This is a genomic window from Succiniclasticum sp., from assembly GCF_056977735.1.
Window position 1 is genome coordinate 75860 of record NZ_DBMCWA010000012.1, and the last position, 18575, is coordinate 94434.

The 18575-nt window shown below is 46.3% G+C and carries 22 protein-coding genes; 2 read left to right on the forward strand and 20 right to left on the reverse strand.

Annotation, left to right across the window (positions count from 1 at the left end; all coding sequences use genetic code 11):
- Positions 1-37 precede the first annotated feature (37 nt).
- The 7 genes from murD to mraZ all read right to left on the reverse strand — a co-directional run bounded on the left by murD (position 38) and on the right by mraZ (position 7381).
- The gene (gene murD, locus ACZOWY_RS08105; RefSeq protein WP_484395204.1) at positions 38-1399 is read right to left on the reverse strand and encodes a UDP-N-acetylmuramoyl-L-alanine--D-glutamate ligase; all 1362 of its coding nucleotides are present in this window, start codon (positions 1397-1399) and stop codon (positions 38-40) included.
- A gap of 1 nt (position 1400) precedes the next feature.
- Complete coding sequence (gene mraY / locus ACZOWY_RS08110; RefSeq protein WP_484395208.1) at positions 1401-2390, reverse strand: phospho-N-acetylmuramoyl-pentapeptide-transferase; 990 nt, start codon at positions 2388-2390, stop codon at positions 1401-1403.
- A gap of 89 nt (positions 2391-2479) precedes the next feature.
- The gene (locus ACZOWY_RS08115; protein WP_484395213.1) at positions 2480-3850 is read right to left on the reverse strand and encodes a UDP-N-acetylmuramoyl-tripeptide--D-alanyl-D-alanine ligase; all 1371 of its coding nucleotides are present in this window, start codon (positions 3848-3850) and stop codon (positions 2480-2482) included.
- Positions 3847-5334, reverse strand: a complete 1488-nt coding sequence (locus ACZOWY_RS08120) for a UDP-N-acetylmuramoyl-L-alanyl-D-glutamate--2,6-diaminopimelate ligase (protein WP_484395217.1) — start codon at positions 5332-5334, stop codon at positions 3847-3849. The genes ACZOWY_RS08115 and ACZOWY_RS08120 overlap by 4 nt, the downstream gene beginning before the upstream one ends.
- A 184-nt stretch (positions 5335-5518) precedes the next feature.
- Positions 5519-5902 (reverse strand): cell division protein FtsL, encoded by a 384-nt coding sequence (ftsL, locus tag ACZOWY_RS08125; protein ID WP_484395222.1) that lies wholly within the window; start codon positions 5900-5902, stop codon positions 5519-5521.
- A gap of 71 nt (positions 5903-5973) precedes the next feature.
- Positions 5974-6900: a 16S rRNA (cytosine(1402)-N(4))-methyltransferase RsmH gene (rsmH, locus tag ACZOWY_RS08130; RefSeq protein WP_484395227.1), complete on the reverse strand. Its 927-nt coding sequence runs from the start codon at positions 6898-6900 to the stop codon at positions 5974-5976.
- Between the two features lie 10 nt (positions 6901-6910).
- On the reverse strand, positions 6911-7381 hold the full coding sequence (gene mraZ, locus ACZOWY_RS08135) for a division/cell wall cluster transcriptional repressor MraZ (protein ID WP_484395234.1): 471 nt from the start codon (positions 7379-7381) through the stop codon (positions 6911-6913).
- 138 nt (positions 7382-7519) lie between these two features.
- Here mraZ and ACZOWY_RS08140 point away from each other — a divergent pair, with 138 nt between their 5' ends.
- Positions 7520-7762: a DUF1858 domain-containing protein gene (locus ACZOWY_RS08140; protein ID WP_484395240.1), complete on the forward strand. Its 243-nt coding sequence runs from the start codon at positions 7520-7522 to the stop codon at positions 7760-7762.
- A gap of 115 nt (positions 7763-7877) precedes the next feature.
- On the opposite strand, the gene ACZOWY_RS08145 is transcribed toward ACZOWY_RS08140, so the two are convergent.
- From ACZOWY_RS08145 to ACZOWY_RS08195, 11 genes are all read right to left on the reverse strand, one after another.
- Complete coding sequence (locus tag ACZOWY_RS08145) at positions 7878-8513, reverse strand: flavodoxin family protein (RefSeq protein ID WP_484395245.1); 636 nt, start codon at positions 8511-8513, stop codon at positions 7878-7880.
- Between the two features lie 44 nt (positions 8514-8557).
- Complete coding sequence (locus ACZOWY_RS08150; protein WP_484395249.1) at positions 8558-9136, reverse strand: rubredoxin; 579 nt, start codon at positions 9134-9136, stop codon at positions 8558-8560.
- Between the two features lie 20 nt (positions 9137-9156).
- Entirely contained in the window at positions 9157-9831 is a 675-nt protein-coding gene (locus ACZOWY_RS08155) for a DUF1638 domain-containing protein (protein WP_484395254.1), read from the reverse strand.
- A gap of 57 nt (positions 9832-9888) precedes the next feature.
- Positions 9889-11010, reverse strand: a complete 1122-nt coding sequence (locus tag ACZOWY_RS08160; RefSeq protein WP_484395258.1) for an aldo/keto reductase — start codon at positions 11008-11010, stop codon at positions 9889-9891.
- A gap of 227 nt (positions 11011-11237) precedes the next feature.
- A complete protein-coding gene (locus ACZOWY_RS08165) occupies positions 11238-11363 on the reverse strand; it encodes a hypothetical protein (protein WP_484395261.1) in 126 nt (41 codons plus the stop codon).
- A gap of 131 nt (positions 11364-11494) precedes the next feature.
- Complete coding sequence (locus tag ACZOWY_RS08170; protein WP_484395265.1) at positions 11495-11809, reverse strand: hypothetical protein; 315 nt, start codon at positions 11807-11809, stop codon at positions 11495-11497.
- A 28-nt stretch (positions 11810-11837) separates the two neighbouring features.
- Positions 11838-12290 (reverse strand): LD-carboxypeptidase, encoded by a 453-nt coding sequence (locus tag ACZOWY_RS08175; protein ID WP_484395272.1) that lies wholly within the window; start codon positions 12288-12290, stop codon positions 11838-11840.
- 44 nt (positions 12291-12334) lie between these two features.
- Complete coding sequence (locus ACZOWY_RS08180; protein WP_484395276.1) at positions 12335-12925, reverse strand: HAD family hydrolase; 591 nt, start codon at positions 12923-12925, stop codon at positions 12335-12337.
- Between the two features lie 210 nt (positions 12926-13135).
- Positions 13136-13708 (reverse strand): DNA-3-methyladenine glycosylase I, encoded by a 573-nt coding sequence (locus ACZOWY_RS08185; protein WP_484395280.1) that lies wholly within the window; start codon positions 13706-13708, stop codon positions 13136-13138.
- Between the two features lie 624 nt (positions 13709-14332).
- Positions 14333-14725: a pyridoxamine 5'-phosphate oxidase family protein gene (locus ACZOWY_RS08190; protein WP_484395312.1), complete on the reverse strand. Its 393-nt coding sequence runs from the start codon at positions 14723-14725 to the stop codon at positions 14333-14335.
- A 402-nt stretch (positions 14726-15127) separates the two neighbouring features.
- Entirely contained in the window at positions 15128-15661 is a 534-nt protein-coding gene (locus ACZOWY_RS08195) for a 3'-5' exonuclease (protein ID WP_484395284.1), read from the reverse strand.
- A gap of 129 nt (positions 15662-15790) precedes the next feature.
- On the opposite strand from ACZOWY_RS08195, the gene ACZOWY_RS08200 reads away from it, so the two are divergent.
- Entirely contained in the window at positions 15791-16291 is a 501-nt protein-coding gene (locus tag ACZOWY_RS08200; protein WP_484395289.1) for a hypothetical protein, read from the forward strand.
- A gap of 9 nt (positions 16292-16300) precedes the next feature.
- Here ACZOWY_RS08200 and ACZOWY_RS08205 read toward each other — a convergent pair whose 3' ends face one another.
- Together ACZOWY_RS08205 and ACZOWY_RS08210 are read right to left on the reverse strand one after the other, a co-directional pair.
- Positions 16301-16678 (reverse strand): DndE family protein, encoded by a 378-nt coding sequence (locus ACZOWY_RS08205; protein ID WP_484395293.1) that lies wholly within the window; start codon positions 16676-16678, stop codon positions 16301-16303.
- Between the two features lies 1 nt (position 16679).
- Positions 16680-18575, reverse strand: a 1896-nt coding sequence (locus tag ACZOWY_RS08210) for a hypothetical protein (RefSeq protein ID WP_484395298.1), incomplete at its 5' end; no start/stop codon positions are given.

Here is an 18575-nt window from a genome sequence, read left to right on the forward strand (position 1 = left end):
CATTCCGCTGCCGCATGACGGCAGTCTGTATTGCGTATTATACTTTATCTTTCAGTTCGTGTACGAGCTTTTTAAAATAGCGTCCCCGTTCACCCATATCATGGAACATGTCAAAGGAAGAACAGGCCGGCGACAGCAACACCACCTGGGGCGCTTTGGCTTTGGCATACGCTGTGTCAACCGCTTCTTTGAACGTATCCACCACAACAATATTTTCTACCCCGGCCGCAACTGCCGCCTGATAGAAACGTTCTTTGGCTTCGCCTAACAGGATCAGCAGATCCGTCTTTTCCCGGATCAGGTCCATCATCGGTCCCAGCGGGGTCATTTTGTCATGCCCTCCAGCCAGAAGGACAATATGTCCGTTAGTGAATGCCTCCAATGCTTTGATCACGGAATCCGTATTGGTAGCTTTACTATCGTTATAATACGGAACACCGTGAATCGTCGTTACATACTCTATTCTGTGTTCCACGCCCCTGAATTCCAGCAGCGTCTTACGCATAGTATCCGGGGTCACTCCTGCAAAAAAGCAGCAGGCAATGGCCGCCAGCACATTTTCTTCATTATGGGCCCCAAAAATCTGGAGCTCGTCCTTATGGCAGATTTCTTTTTCCTCGTTCTTCCACCTGATAAAGAAACTTCCGCCCTTCATATATACGCCTTCCGGCAACACGGCCTTCCGGCTGAAATAGCACAATGTACCTTTGGAATATTTCCCCCAGGTACGGACTTCCGGGTCATCATAGTTTAAAATCGTGATCTGTTTTGCGGTCTGGTTAGCAAAAATTTTCCGTTTGCAACGGGCATATTCCTCCATAGTCTTATGCCGTTCCATGTGATCCGGAGTCAGGTTCAGGATAGCTGCTACATCCGGACGGAAATCTTTGATTCCTTCCAGCTGGTAACTGGAAACTTCCGCGGCCACCCAGCTGTTCCGATCCAGTCCTTTTACTTCTCTGGACAAAGCCAGACCGATATTGCCGCCCACCGCCGTTTTTACAGGCAGGGTCTTCAGCATTTCACCTACAAGGGTCGTAGTCGTGGTTTTCCCGTTAGTTCCTGTAATCGCAACCATATGCCCGGCATAATTACGCCAGGCCGACTCGATTTCCGCGATCACCTCGACACCGTTTTCTCTTGCTTTCTGCAGAACAGGAAGATTGTACGGGACGGCCGGCGAAAGAACAACCTGCTGTACCTGTTGCAAAATTTCTTCGATATTGCCGCTGGCAAACCCGCCTCCATTTCGCTTCAGGCTCTCCGCCAGTCCGGGTTCCAGCTCTTTTGGCGTATCGTCATACAGGAAAACGGTCTTTCCCTGTTCCGCCAGTTCCATAGCCGCGCCTTTGCCGCTGATACCGGCGCCAAACACCATAACTTTTTCTATTCCGGACATATTACATGCCACCCTTCCCCAAAAGCCAAAGTCCCAGGCCAGCCAGGCAGAAAACACAACTTGCCAGGGTAAACACCGTTACAACCTTCGTCTCTTTCCAGCCACCCAGTTCAAAATGGTGATGGATAGGCGTCATGCGAAAAATTCGCTTGCCGCCGGTGCGCTTGAAATATGCAACCTGCATAATGACAGACAATGCTTCCAAAACATACATCCCGCCTATAATCACCAGCAGGATTTCCGTATGGGTCAATAAAGCCAGCGATGCCACCGCTCCCCCTAAAGCCAGGGAGCCTGTATCGCCCATAAAGACTTTGGCCGGATGACGGTTCCACACCAGAAAGCCCAGACAGCTTCCCAGGACTGCCGCAGCAAACAGGCACAGATCCCCTTCGCCTGCCTGCCAGGCTATATAGGAATATGCAAGCATAACCGGTATGCTGACACTGGAAACCAGCCCGTCCAGCCCATCCGTCAGATTGACCGCATTGGTCGTTCCTACCAGAAGAAGCAGTACAAGCACGTAATACAGCCAGCCCGTATGTATCGTAATTGCTGTTCCCGGGATCCACAAATCCGTCCCGGAGGCTCCTGCATGCTGTTCCACATAATATATATACGCCATGGCCAGCGCAATCTGCAGGGCCAGTTTCTGTTTCGCTGTCAGACCCAGATTCCGTTTCATCACGACTTTGATATAATCGTCAAGAAAACCGATCAACGCGTGTCCGAATGTCAGTACAAATGCAATAACAATCAACGGTGTAAAGCGGTTCCAGACTACCATCGCAATAAACAGACCGCACAGCATCATAATACCGCCCATGGTAGGCGTACCGCTTTTTTTCATGTGACTGGCAGGGCCTACGTCACGGATACTCTGTCCAAACTTCAATTTATGAAGAACCGGTATCAGCACCGGTCCTAACGCTGCGCATACAACCAGGGCCGTTAAAAGCGCCCCCAGAACCTGCATGCCCGTAACATCCATATGTGCACCAGACTTTCCAAGGCAGAATTCAGAAAATGCCTTGAAACGCCGGACATTTCCAGATAAACTGCAAATTTATATTATCTCTTCTATTTTTTAAAAACCAGGTCGATGATACCCGCTACCTGCATGGAATGCGAACCTTTCAGCAGTACAATGTCTCCAGGCTGAAGGATTTCGGCCAGCTTGCCAGCCGCCCCCTGCCTGTCTGCAAAATGATATGCCGCGACACCTTCTTTGACCGCTTCGCGAATCGTTTCTTTTGTTTCATTTCCATAGCCTAACAGGATATCCGTCTTTGCCGCTGCAGCCATCCTGCCAACGCTCCTGTGGGCTTCCGCAGAAGTATCCCCCAGTTCCAGCATATCCGCCACCACCGCAAGGGCACGGCACGGTTGCTTCGCGCTCAGTTTCAGCCTTGCCAGCGTGGCAAAGGCAGCTTCCATAGAAGCCGGACTTGCATTATAGGCATCATTGATTACTGTATAACTGCCAAAGCGCAGCAGTTCCTGCCGGCTTCCCGTCAGTACTGTTCCCTGTAACGCAGTTTTTATATTATTTAATTGTACACCAAAATACCTCCCCACTGCAATAGCAGATAAGGCATTCATCACATTATGTTCCCCAATCTGCGGGATAAAAAATGCCGTTTTCCCCTCTTCTGTATTGCAGACAAAGCGACTCCCGTCAGCGGTAATCTCCACGTTTTCCGCCCTTACATCATCCGCTTCCGTAAACCCGAACCAGCTTACGCCTGTATGGAGTTTCTTTTCCATGGCACGTACCCTGGGAAGGTCCCCATTCAATACTGCGAATCCGTTTGCAGGCAGATCCTCCAGAATCTCACTTTTTGCTTTTGCAATGTTATCCAGACTTCCCAGTTCTCCCACATGAGTGGAACCCACGTTGGAAATCACAGCCACATCAGGCCGGGCAATTGCGCACATGGCTTTTATCTGGCCCAGCCCGCGCATCCCCATCTCTACCACCGCAATTTCCGTATCTGGTTGAATGCTCAGCAATGTCCGGGGCAAACCGATTTCGTTGTTAAAATTAGCCTGCGTCTTGATTACACGGTACTGTGAAGAAAGCACCGCCGCCACCATATCCTTAGTAGATGTCTTGCCGTTGGAACCGGTAATGGCCACTACTTTTAACTGTGGAAACTTCATACGGTACGCATGGGCGATATCCTGATAACCTTTTAGTGTATCTTCCACGTACACCACCGGAATTCCTTCCGGCACTTTCACATTCCGTGACGCCAGGATACCTGCCGCACCGTTTTCCACAGCCCTGGCCGCATAGGCGTGGCCGTCAAAGGTTTCTCCCTTCAGTGCAATAAACAATTCACCCTTCTGAATTGTCCGCGTATCTGTATTGATACCGGTAAAATCCGAATCTCCGGCAAAGTCGCACCGGCCTCCCGTTGCAGCCACAATTTCCCGTAACGTAATCATACTTTTTTCCCTTTCCAGTATTCTTCCACTACTTCCTTATCGTCAAAATGGATCGTCCTGTCTTTCAGGATCTGGTAATTCTCATGTCCCTTGCCGGCAATCATGATTACATCCTTATCCCCTGCATGGGCCAGAGCATAATGAATGGCTTCTTTGCGGTCTGCGATCCGAGTTACCGTTTTTCCTTCCGGTACCGGCTTCAACGCCACCTCAATCTGATCAATGATTTTTTCCGGATCCTCGCTGCGGGGATTATCTGAGGTTACCACTACATCGTCTGCCAGTTGCAACGCAATGCCGCCCATAATAGGACGTTTCCTGTTATCCCGGTCGCCTCCGCAGCCGAATACCACCCACAGTCGGCCTTTGGTAATCAGCCGCGCCGTATTCAGTACATTTTCCAGCCCGTCCGGCGTATGGGCATAATCCACGATGACCGTGTACGGCTGGCCGGCCTCCACCAGCTGGAAACGACCCGGCACTCCGGCAAAACCGTTCAGTACTTTTTCGATCTCCTCTTTATCAATTTTTTCCGCCAGCAACGCTCCTACCGCGCACATAACGTTGTATACGTTAAACTTGCCGGTAATGTTAAGCCGCAGGTCCATATCTCCCGCCGGCGTATGGAGGCACAGATGCATGCCTTTGGCCCCCACTTCATAGGAAAGAGGATAAATGTCGTTCTCTTTCCCCATTCCATAGGTAAGATACGGAGCTTTCGTCCGCGCCGCAATGATTTTGCTGGCAGGCTCATCGGCATTGAATATTGCCGTCTTATTACCTTTATTGCCGTCAGTCAGATGCTCAAACAACAGGCTCTTGGCATCCCGGTAAGCTTCCATGGTCTTATGGAAATCCAGATGGTCTTCCGTGATATTGGTCAGCACAGCTGTATCGTATTCGATACCCGCCACCCGTTTCAGGGCCAGGGCATGAGAAGACACCTCCATCACCACATACTGACAGCCTGCTTCTTTCATGCGGTACAGAAACTTCTGCAGATCCACCACGTCCGGCGTCGTATTGTGGGATACTATACTTTCTTCACCGATCATTACATTGATAGTACCGATCATGCCGCATTGACAGCCCGCGCTTTTCAGCACCTGGCGGATAATGTTGGTACTGGTAGTCTTTCCGTTGGTCCCGGTCACGCCAATCATGCGCATGGTCTTGCCGGGATAATCAAAAAACCAGGGTGCAACGATTTCCATCGCCGCCCGCACATCCTGAACCTGCAGCAGCGTCAGTCCTTCCGGTACAGCAGCAGGAATATCTTCCACCAATGCAGCGGCCGCGCCGGCCTCCGCTGCTTTTGCCAAAAATGTATGCCCGTCCGCATGGACTCCTTTCAACGCGATAAACAGGCTTCCCTGCTGCACCACGCGGGAGTCTGCCGTAATATCGGTTATTACTTTATCTATCCCGCCTGTCACATTAACTTCCGGCAGCAAAGCAACCAAATGCTGCAATTGTTTCTGCATAATCAAATCCCCCTTTTCGGATTTTTGTTACCGGCTTTTGTTCCACCCGACCCGAATTTATCGTCCTAAATTGAAAGGGCAGCCCGGACAGGCTGCCTCTCAAAATTCATTTTTCTTTCTCACTCATAATTTTAAAAGGCTACGGTAAGCACAAGATCCGATCGTCTTTTTTCTTAACGATAACCTATTGATTAATAGCTTTTACATAAATGTTGCTGCGCGCAACTTTCATCCCTAACTGTTTTTCTGCAATCGACGTGATTCGTTCCGGGCCTTTCAGCTGGTCTACCTCGATTTTCAGTTCCGCATTCTTAGCTATCAGCTGGGACTCCTGATTCTGCAGACTGATCAGATGGTTCCCCGCTGAAACCAGGGCAGCACTACGCATAACCGTGGCAAAATACATGGCTAACACTATACCTACCGTAACAAACAGACGGCGGCGGAACAATTTATAATTAGCCTTCCGGATACGCTGCCGACGTTGCTTCTGCTCATCAAGCTCCCTTAACCGTTCCCGTTCCGATTGTGTCCACTGCTCTTCATTGTTGTATTTTCTTGCTAACATGGTAAGCCCGCTTTCATTTTATGATTTAATTCACCAATGTGAAGATTATTTCTCTTTTGCAAACAGACGATTTACAGTTTCTCTGCAAAACGGAGCCTTGCGCTCCGTGCCCTGGGATTCATTTCGATTTCTTTCTCACCGGGAACCAGGCTTCCCGGTTTTCCGATCAGCGGTTTTCTGCCACATACACAAGGCATGTGGGGCGGACAGATACATCCTCTGGCCAACTGCGCCAGCTTCTGTTTCACGATCCGGTCTTCCAGTGACTGGAAGGTAATGACGCCGACCCGTCCTCCCGGCTTCAATGCGTTCACTGCATCCTCTACCACCCGGTCCAGGATGTTCAGTTCGTCATTCACTTCAATCCGCAAAGCCTGAAACGTCCGCTTGGCCGGATGGGGTCCGTCTTTACGGGCGCCTTTGGGAATGGCCTTTTTAATGACCTCAACCAGTTCCCCGGTAGTATGCAGCGGTTTTCTTTGCCTTTCCGTTACAATAAACTGAGCAATCCGCTTCGCCCAGCGTTCTTCACCGTACCGCCAGATCAGTCCCGTCAGTTCTGCTTCACTGTATGTATTCACAATAATATCCGCAGTCAGTGCAGCATCCTGGTTCATCCTCATATCCAAAGGACCTTCGTGCATGTAGGAAAATCCCCGTTCCGGTGTATCCAGCTGATAGGAGGAAACTCCCAGATCAAAAAGGATACCAGTTACGTTTTCTATCTCCAGCCTTCGCAATACATTCGTTAAATCCTTAAAATTGGATTTGACAATATCCACTCTGCAGGCCGCATCCTTTAACCGTTCTGACGCTGCAGCCAACGCATCGTCATCCTGATCGATACCTACCAGACGTCCTTGATCCGACAGATGCGAAACGATTTCAGCAGAATGTCCTGCACCGCCAAGAGTGCAGTCCACATAGATGCCATCCCTGTCTGTTACCAGCCAGTCTATACATTCGTTCAGAAGAACACTTACATGAGAAAAATCCATAAGCGCCTCATCAAATATCCAGATTCAGGTCATCCAGGCCTTCCTCTATCATCTGTTCGGCAGCCGTGTCCCGGACCTGCCACTGTTCCGCGGACCAGATTTCCGCCTTATCACCTACGCCCACGATTACAGCATCCTTGCTGATTGCCGCATATTCCCGCAGGCTGGCGCTCAACAGCACACGGCCCTGTTTATCACAGTTAAACTCATCGGCGCCGGAGAAGAAAAATCGTTTTATGTCACGGTTTTTTTTCTGTCCCATGGACAATGCGTTCAGTTTCTCAGAAAACAGTTTCCACTGCGTTTCGTCATAAATCATCAGGCAATGGTCAAAGCCTTTACTGATATAGAATCGTTTTCCCAAAGACTCCCGCAGTTTGGCAGGAATGAAGAGACGACCCTTATCGTCCAGAGAATGCCGGTATTCACCCAGGAACATTATCTTCACCCCTTTACCCCACTTTTCACCACTTTTCTCCATTATACAGGCATTATTTTGTTTTTGCAACACTTTTACAGGTTTTTTTTGAAAAAACGATGAATTTTTCTTCCCTCTCTTTTCCTTTTTATATAACAATGCTATAATGACACTGCAATTATAAAATTTTGAGGTGATAATATGGAAATGAATGACGTTGCTAAAACCGCTGCCGACGTAATTACAGCAGATACCAATATTATTGAAGCCGTTCAGGCCCATCCGGAAATCATGCAGGTATTTGCCAATTACGGCCTGGGCTGCATCGGCTGCATGGCCGCGCAGTTCGAAACCATCGGTGAAGGCGCCGGTGCGCACGGACTGGATGTACCCGCCCTGATCAAAGACATCAACGAGTGCATCAAAGCCAACAGCGGAAAATAAAATGCGCACAGCAACACAACAGCGGCTGCACAGTTAACGTGCAGCCGCTGTTTTTTCTTTCCACGTGGGCTTTTCGTCCTGCTATGACCGACCTTTTGGTTGAGCCCGGTAAAACCTATTTTAGCAACGCAGCCCCTAAATCATACGCCTTTTTGCATTCTTGCGGGAATACCGTTTCATGTCGTGTTTTCTTGGCTTCCGGGTCAAAAAGTGTCCAGGGCCAGTCCAGTTTACTGTAATCTTTCAATTGCAGCGTGTCACCGCTGACAAGGATATCCGTCGGACCGACCAGAAGGTTCAGTGTCCTGCGGTAATTGTCCAGCAACTGGGTATAATAATTATCCGGTGCGTTACTGGTCACGATCATAAGCACGGGAATCATGTGGGCATTGCAGCAATAGTTTTCCTTGTTATACGTGAGGTTCTGAAAGGTCAACCGTTCGTACAGGGCCCGGAATACCGCAGTCATTTCCGAAAGATAGACCGGCGAGCCGATGATTAGCCCGTCCGCTTCCCGGATCGCGTCCAGCACCGGGGTCAATCCGTCGCGGCAAATGCAATGGCCTTTAAACTTTTCCTTTTTGCAGCCGAAACACGAAATGCACCCGGTAAATTTTTCCAGACGGTACAGATCAAACTTCTGAATCTCTGCGCCGGCTGACTCCGCGCCTTTCGCCGCTTCCGTCACCAGCGTGTCCGTATTCCACCCCTTGCGCGGGCTGGCGTTTACTGCTACGATTTTTTTGCTCATTGCAAATCCTCCTCATTAAGCCTGCCAGAGAATTACGTTGATAGTTATGCACGGTTATATTTATCTTTTCCCTGACGGCAGCGGGGACACTTCCAGTCATCCGGCAGGTCTTCAAAAGCAACGCCGTCGTGTTCTGCCGGGTCGTAAACGTAACCGCAGATGCTGCAGATCCATTTGCCGGTCGCCTGTGCCGAAGCGATTTCATAATCCACGGGCAGCGGTTCCGGCGGGTTATCCAGGTCGCAGACCCGTTTGGCTTCCAGATTTTCATAACCCAGGGGCGTATGAGTGGAGCAGTACACGGTAGGATTTTTCTTTATGAATTCCCGCACCCGGTTCAGCGTATCCCGGGCCGCTTCCTTGTCTTCAAACACAACGGACAGTTTGTTTTCATACAGCGCTTCGTCGGTATAGGTTACATCGCCGTGCATCATGTAGAACAAACCGTCTGCCTCGGCTACGATAATGCTGTTGCCTGTAGTGTGTCCTTTTGCGGGCAGCAGGTACACACCTTCCGCAATCTTCTCCGAAGCATCAAAAGAATGATACGGGCCGTCTTTGTATTCTACCCGTACGATATTATCGCCTTTCAGATGAAGTGCGTCCGCTTCTTCCGGGGACATTTTGATTAAGGAACCCCCGGTTAAATCAGCATTTGTTCCTTTTCCACCGCACAGCCGGGTTCCAGCACCAGGAACTGCTCATCCCATTTGCCGGTAAAGAGTTTTTCCAGCAGATGAATGCCGCCTTCCACATATTCCAGTTTTGCGCCAAGCCATTCCGCATCCTTTTGCACGGTTGCCTCATATTCCGGCCTGCGGCTGTTGTTGATACCTGTGTCCATGATGGATATGGTGTTATACAAATCCATCCATTCCTTATGCCGCTTTTCCGCTGTTTCATCGTCTACATTATATGCTTTCACTAATCTTTCAAAAATGGCCTTAAAGGATTCCGTAGAAGGATCCTTTGCCCTCACATACAGATGGCCCGGCGCTTTCAGATTACTGACCGGGCTGTCTCCCATCTGTAATAAAAGGGAAACGCAATCGTCTACCCGGGGAAGCACCAGCCGGTAACGGGACCTGACAGCGTCCCAGGATCCGCCGCAGAATCCCATGCATACCAGCACGGTATCAATACCGGCAGGCATGCGGTCCAGTTCCAGTTTTATGTGTTCCTGCATTTCCGCCGGGTTCCGGTGGTAAATCCTGTTCAGGTAAATAACCGGCATGGCTGTGCCGGTTTTTTTTTGCGCGGCTTCCACGTATTCCGTAAGGGAACTGCAGGCCAGTATGACGGTTTTATTGTAATCCATACAGAAAACCTCCTCCGTACAGTGTATTCATCCGAATACGAATCAGTATGAAATCCGTTACCAGTTCTCATAGCGCCGCTGCCTGTCCAGCGCGGCGATTTCTTTCATTTCATCCGGGGAAAGTTCAAAATCAAACACATTTATATTTTCCGCAATGTGTTTCGGATCAGCAGATCCGGGTATCGTTACGTAGCCTGCCTGCACCTGCCACCGCAGGATGATCTGGGCCGGCGTCTTTTTATGTTTCTCGGCAATTCCCACTATCGTTTTGTTTTCAAAACTGTCTCTGGTATTGCCGCGGCCCCCGAAAGGATACCAGCATTCGATTACCGTCCCGTATGGCTTCACGTAGTCCATCAGCGCTGTGTTCTGGTAATAAATATGGTTTTCATTCTGAATCACAGCCGGAACAATTTTTGCATAGGAAAGGACTTCGTCCACCTGCTGTTTCGTATAATAATTGGAAATGCCAATGGAACGAATCTTCCCTTTCTTTACTGCCTGCTCCATTGCCTGGTACACGGCCCTGTCATTGGAGCCCGGCTGGTGGATCAGCATCAGGTCAAGATAGGCAACGCCCAGGTCTTTCAAAGAAGCATCAATGGCCGCAGCCGCGTTATCGTAGTTACCGGGCATGATTTTGCTGGTGATGAAAACCTCTTCCCGTTTTATGATACCCTCCGCAATCGCACGCTTCACACCTTCTCCCACGCCCCTTTCATTTCCGTAATACCGGGCCGTGTCGATAAGGTGGTAACCAAGTTTCAGCGCGGTATACACAGACTCCGCCGCGGTCTGATTGTTCTGGCTCCAGGTGCCAAGGCCCAGCATAGGCATGGCATAGCCGCTGTTCAGTTTAATTGATAAAACGTTCCCAACATGCTCTTTGCCCATAGCCGCCTCCCCCTTTGTATGGACCGTTTCCGTTTTTACTTTTTCCAATGCAGCATTCCCGGGGGCATTCTTTGCCGTGCCGCCTTTTTGCTGCCTCCCGCCGGCGCAGGCCGTGAGGCCCAGACAAAGAGCCAGCAGTATAAACACAATCTGTTTCAGCATGATGACCTCTTCCTTGTTGCCAATGTCAACTATTCTTATTCTATTATATTGATATTCATCGTGCCGGGTACGCGCTATCAGGAATTTCGGATAGGCATCCAGTATCCGCAGCAACGAATCCACTTCGGTGACATAGTTGAGTACTGTTTCCCTGAATCTGATTATGATTCCCTGTCATTATAGTCAATCCGTTTTCCAAAATCAATTATTTTACGAGAATTTATATTTGTTTCTTCATTCAAGTATACGAAACGGGATTACAGACTATTGCAGACAATAATCCGTAATCCCGCGATTCTCGTTTAATTGAACTGTGATAATTCGTTTTTTCAGAGACTGGTTCAGCGCTTTCAATTCTTGGTAGGATCAACCATTTCGATTACATGCATCAGGACGCCGAGGACAATCAGCACACCAAAAACGACAGTCATGTTAATGATAGCAACCAGGAATGGGTTAGAGGTTACAGGACCCATTTAATTCTTCACCCCTTTTCTTTTTTTTCAGGCGCAATAGTTGCAGCCTAATCTTGATTTTAAATTTTACCATAAAAGGCAAAAACAGTCTATGGTCTCAGGAATTAAAAGTAAATGGGCGTGTAGAAAACTCATACCAAAGTATTAATACTGAATACAGTGCTAACTATAGAATATTTTCCAACAGTACGCACAACGTGATAATCACCGCGCCCGCAATGCCTGCCGGGCTCAACGTTTCTCCCAGTACAAAGAACGCCGCAAAAGAACAAGGCCAGTACAGTCTGCACAAACGAAAGCGTTTTTGCGCTGATGTGTTGCAGCGCAGACTTGCCAAACACAAGAGAACCGGCTACCAGCGTGGCGGCAATTAACGTCAGTACTTCGCCCAATCCGAATTGTCCCAAACCACCCTTGAAGTACAACAGATACAGACCGATCAGCATAGCCATTTGCAGAAACGGTTCTTTCTTTTCATACTTCTGTTTCAAACATACAAACGCCAGTATCGGAACGATCAACGCAGAAAGGGAACGGATAAACGACATATTTGTAGCCGCCGCGGACACAGAATATAGCCTTTATGGAGGAATCTTCCAGAGCCCACTTCAAATCCTCAATACAGTCTTCTTTTGAGCGCACCTCTGCACAGACATGCTTCCCTTCCACGGGTATATATCCCCAGGAACGAAGCCCCTTTACCGTCGCATCCACCTGTTCCCGGCCGGGAAGCGCGGACGGGGTGATCACCGCGATCCGGTCCCCTTCCGAAAGAAACATTTCGCGGTGTGCACCTTCGTAAGGAGCGATCCGGACTTTGCAACGGGTATCGACGCCCTCAGAATAACTCTGCGCTTCCGCCAAAGCCGCCGCCTGGATGCCAACTAACATCAGAAACATAAAAACAACTGACAGTATCTTTTTCATAGTGCACCCTTCCTCGTATGTTTCTTCGCATAAATTCTGAATTGTCACTTCAATATCTTCATAATCTCCGGATATGTTTTTTCATAACTTTCAAACACAAGCCCATGAAAACCGCAGGCCTGCGCCCCTTTCACATTCTCCGGCACATCGTCCGTAAAGAAGCACTCTTCCGGTTTCAGATTGTACTTCCTGCAAAGGCAGTCGTAAATCTCCGGTTCAGGTTTCACAGATTTTACTTCATACGAAAAGACACCGCCATCCATGAAAGGAATAAAGTCTAACACGTCTGGATTGGCCGTAATGGAAAACTCCGAATAGTTGGAAAGATAGTACACGTTAAACCCCATCCCCTTCAATTCCCGGATCCAGGGAATGGCGTATTCACATTTGTGAAAAGCTTGCGCCACATTTTCAAGCGTCTTCCGGATCTCCTTTTCATACTGCGGCGCAAAGGCAACCGCACGTTGCAACGTTGCGGCGCCGTCCATCTCACCTTTGTCCATGGCGGCCCAGCAACCGTTGTGCCAAATCCCTTTGTTGATGGTCTGTATCAACAGTACGTTATCGCCAAATAATGTGTGCATATAGTCTTTCCACCGGAAATCCATCAGCACGTTGCCTATATCAAAAATCATATTGTGAATCACGGAACACCTCTTTCAAATCAAGATTTGTAATACCATCATCATTATAACAAAACAGCCGCAGAAAAATCTACGGCTGTTAGAAAAATGCGAATATAGTGCATTGCCCCAATTCCGCGCAGAATGCCAATCATCCCTTCTGCAGCAATGTCATTGACAATTCTTCATAGATGTTTTTACTGTTCATTTAAACTCTCCCGGCTATCTATAGTCGCAATATTCCCAGTGGTCGTTTATAACACCGATCCCCTGAAGGTAGGAATAGATTATGACAGGCCCTGCAAACTTAAACCCCCGCTTCTTCAGATCCTTGCTGACTTTCTCAGAAAGCGCGTCCTTTGCAGGCATATCTTTCCCGTCCAGCAGATGATGGTCGATTACCTTGCCGTCTGTGAACCCCCAAATGTATGTGTTGAAACTGCCAAACTCTTCCTGTACCTGCAGGAACGCCCTTGCATTGACGATGGCCGCTCTCAGCTTCTGCCGGTTACGGATAATACCGGGATCCTGCATCAGTTCTTCCAACTTTGCATCGTCATAGTTTGCTACAATTTCAGGATCAAAACCGTCAAATGCTTTCCTGAAGTTGTCCTCTTTATTCAGAATAAGATTCCAGCTCACACCGGCCTGCATCCCTTCCAGGACAAGCATGGCAAATAGTTCCCTGTCTCTGTGCTCGGGCTTACACCAGCGTGTATCGTGATATTCCAGAGCCTTTTCCGATACGTGATATTCTTTTGAGCCAAAACTGAAATTACATCTTTTCTTTTTCATATTGGTCCCTCAACAGATTCCCAGTAAATTCCCAGTTTCCCTCCGGATCATTTTTGTCTTATCGGGATCGTGATTTCACACGCATAATCTTTTGCATATGCCTGCTTCGTTTTCCTCAATTTCCAATAATCCTTCCAATAATCCCACCATTTCTTAACGGTCTGGGAGATCAGCGCCATCTGTTCCGGTGAAAGACCTGCCGCTTTACGGAACGTTTCCCGGTCGACGGAGTCGCGGACACAGATTCCCCGGTCATTACCAACAAAGCAACGGTCGTGCTTTACCGTTCTGCTTTATGTCTTAACCTTATTATAAAAGAAAATCAAGGGAAATTAAATCGTTTTTTCCGCAAACAGTTCTTCCTCACGGCAAAACTTTTTACAGCAAAACCGTCTTTACTTTTGTACGTTACTCTGTGGCAAGCGTTTTGGAATTTGCCAACCGCTGGCTGGCGAATGGCGGCCGCTTTTAATGCATAGTTCATCAGAGTCCGCAAAATTTACTGCCACAACATAAAAAACAGGGCACGCTGCTGTTATAAAACGGAAGCGGCCCTGTTTGTAATTCTACGCCAATACTGTTAATACGGTTTACCGAAAAAACTCTCACACTCCGAAGCTGACGTTAAAACCTGATTACTTCCGGTTTTTCCGTAAACGAAGAGAACGTGGCCACCGCATTTTTAAAATACAGCACCTGAGTATTGTCGTCATCCGCGCTGTACATGCTTTTCAACGTGGGGAACTTCTCCAGCATGGCAACTTTCACATCACGGTTGTCATCATTCACCAGTTCACCGGCAACCCGCAGCCATTTCCCACCGTTGAACGCGCAAATCTCCACCTTTGGATTCGCGGCAATCTGCTTGGAAACTTCTTTCACCTTACCCGTCTGAATATAAAGCTTTCCATCATACAGCAGCGATGTGCCAAACGGACGGCACCGGGGCTGCTCCCCTTCCACAGTCGCCAGGTAATACACATGAGCTTCATCCAGGAACTGACAAACTTTTTCAATACCTTCCATTTGAAAAACCTCCCTCATTAAAAGTAAATTCCGTGCTTTTGGTTTATATAAAAAGTGCATTAAATTCACTGAAGTACATCAAAAAGTTCACTTAAAGGAAAACAAAACAAGATTATACGACAGGCTTCCCGTGCTAATTCTTTTGCTGAAAACGTTTTGGGAAAAAACTATCAGTTACACAGCTCAAAAAGACAGCTTATGATTATTCGCTTTTTATAACAAAAACTCCTGCAAAAAAAGAAAAATAATTTATTATTGTTTTATACGCCTTTCTCTTACTGCTTCTTCAAGAAAGCTATTCGTTCATGACGCATGACGTTTGTCTTCGCAAAAACCATCGCACACAGCCGCAGCTTGTTTTGGTAAATGAAAACAGGCTGCAGCTTCCGTTTTTCACGACATATTATATACTCGTACAAACTTTTCCGGTTCCGCTCCCATCTCCATGTAACGAAGCAAAATCTCTGCGCAGGCCCGGCTGTCACTATCTGCATGGTGATGGTTAAGGCAGATGCCATAGTAATCACACAGGTCATTCAGCCTGTGACTGATTCCCGGACAGAGCCTGCGGCCCATGACCACAGTACACAATCCCCTGACCTGCGGTTTCCACGCAATGCCGTAATCACGCAGACATTTGCGAATCACGCCCATATCAAAGCTGGCGTTATGGGCAACCAGAATACCGCTGCTCATGACCGGCTCAATTACTTTCCACAGCTGCGGAAACGTGGGCGCATCCGCCACAAGCTCCGCACTTATGCCGGTCAGTTGCGTGTTGAACCAGTCAAACCGCTGCCCCGGATTCACAAAATAAAAATACTCTTTTATGATTTTTGCATCTTCCACCACACTGATGCCGATAGCGCTTATGCGGTTATTGTACCGGTTAGGCGTTTCCACATCAAAAACAATATATCTGGTCATAATGTAATCCTGAAATAAAAAAAGTTTCCTGACGCTATATATTCCGCTTATTAAAACTTTACTCTTGCGATCTTCCATAATTCGATCTATACTACGATCGCCAAAGCAAAAATTATGGAGGTGCCGGACATGGAATTTGCAAAAATGAAAAAACAACTTTTGCAATTGCAGGAAAAAGATTACCAAAATTTTGTGAAAGCACTTGTTTCCATTGAAACCAAATGTGACGACGAAGAAAAACTGAAAGACATGTATGAAGATTTTATGGAAGACGACACAATGGGATTGCTGGACATTTCACCGGAAGAAAATTTTCCCGAATTAACCATTCCGGACGATGGTTACAAGAGCCTCTCTGAAGCAATCCGCCGATTCGAAACCAATCCGTTTAATGATACGCTGGGCGATTATCAGACGGTACAATGGCTGAAAGAACTTCGCAAACTACGTTCCATCCTGAACAGACCTGACAAAACATATAATCCGAATGTTATTGCTTTTGAAAGTCTCGAAGATGCCATTGATTCTTTTGACGGCATCCAATCCGCTTCCGAAATCCAGGTTCTACATTGGCTAAAGCAATTAAAAAGAGTCCGGGACTTAACCAAGAATTTTAAGTATAACCCATAAACATTTCTATCAAATCGTCTTTTCTTCTGATAGCAAAGCCAATAGAAAATCTGTGCTGTATTTAAACTCACTATGAATGAGTCTTGCACCACGATCAAGGTGCGCTTTTAAGTATTTTTGAAAGTATTCATCGTCACTTATATGTTTCCCTTCAAAGATTTCTATCATACTTTTGAAAAGAGTATCATATTCGCCTGTGATTGTTTGGCGGTTAAGTTCAAGGCCATTACTGTCAGTCTTAAAGTCTGAACTGCTCAAAGGGTTACAGTGTTTTAGCGACATTGAAATTGCTAATTTGGAGAGAGTAAAGGGAGCAAAATTTGTACTAGCTGTAATCTCTTCAAATAGTTCCATTGTTTTCTTTGATGTTTTGATTTTAAAGATCATACTACACCTCAAAATAAGCGTCTTTAACAATGACAGTCTTTCTGTTGTCGATGTTTTCTAAAAGATACTTCGCTAAGATTTTATCCTGCAGCAATTGTACATGGTCACCAGTAATTTCTTCATTTGTGGAAAGAATAAACACCTGCCCATTTAACTCACTAAAAAAGTGCTTTGCTATATTATACCTATGCTCAGTGTCAATTCTTGCAAATGGAGTATCAATTACAAATGGAATCTCATGATTGCCGAGCTGGACGAGAGAATAATACAATGCCATAATGAAGATTTGTTTTTCCCCATTGGAGAAAGAACTTTTATCAACTTCAACTGGGAGCGTAATCTTATCATCGTCGTCTATTTCAAGAAAATGGGTTTCAAAAATGGAAGTACCGTATTTCTTATTGATACAACTGAGTGCTATGTTACCAAACATTGAGACAAATTGCTCCTCTGTATTAGTGGCAACAATATCCTTGAACGTCTTCCCGTCAAATTCCTTATTGCGGAACACAAAAATATTAAAGCTATCATCTATGCGAATATCATCAATGAATCTCTCTTTTCGCATCAACATATTAATACTGCGTCTAAATACAACTTCAACTTTGCTGATTTGCTTCTGATATAATTTTTTCTGCAATTTATCCAGCATGAAAATCGCTCTGGCAGAAATATTGCTAATAGATTCTTTTTTGATTTCTTCTTCAAGCACAGTCTGAGCCTTAGAAAGAATGCTGGTTGCTGTAGCAACAGTATCTTTTTGTTGTTGAAGTAATTGCTCTAATACAATTCTCTGATCAAGAAGTCTGCTCTTCTTTTCAAAAATATCAGCACGTAAACGCATGTATTCTTGTACTGTAGCTATACTGCTTTGCTCTAGATCTTTTCGTATTTTAGCTGACTTATTAATTGACTGTTTGATTAATTGTTTCGCTTTATCAACCTTCGTTTTGTCGAATCTCAAAAGATCTGAAACTGTTGCCATAAGATTAGCACTTTGTTCAAACGATAAATCAAGAATTCTGTCTTCGCAGTTACTGTATTTTGAAAGGACAGTCCTTTCTATGATTTCACGTTTTTTACCAACTATGGCAGCTATTTCCGGACTACCTAATATTTCAATAAAATTCTTACATTTGTTATCGCCATTTTCTTTCTCAATCTGCCATTTAATTTGTTCAAGGAGAGAAGAAACCATGATGAACGGGATAACATCGTTAGCCCATTTTCTCAAAGCAGTATTCAAATTATCTCTTTTACGTTCTTCATCCTTTAACAGAAAAATTTTCTGATTCCATTCTTCTTGGGTTATGCCACCGCTATTTGTATATTCCTTGTCTATTGACGCAATTTCTGCACTACAGTTCTCGATTTCTGTTATGCATTGAAATAAATCATTTTGTATTTTTTCAAACTTATCCTTTTCCTTTTGCGCCTGTTCTTTGGCTTCAATGTATGTGTTCAAACTAGAGCTCGTTATCCCTTTACTATACGAACTGATCCGTTTAAAATTCTTTCGCATAATGTCGAAAGTATCGTAACCACAGAGCGTTAGAAATGCTTCCTTGATTCTACTATTACTTCCTTCGTTAAGAAAGAAATCGGCAATTTTCTCACCATCAAAGAAATACAAATTGAACAGTTCTGGCGGTATCAACGACAGAATGAACTTTTCAAAATCTGCAGTTTCCTCTTTGCCTAATACTGTTCCATTTTTAAGGACAGTAAAGTCCTCAGTTAATGTATCTGTAAGCGTCCAACTACGTGTAACCTCATAGCTATCTATTCCTCTTCCGTTATTCAGATCAACCTCAAGAGCAACGGACGAAATACAAGGCTTATCCATTTTTGCATTATTATTAATTAATTTTGTTATAGCGCGGATATAATAACTATT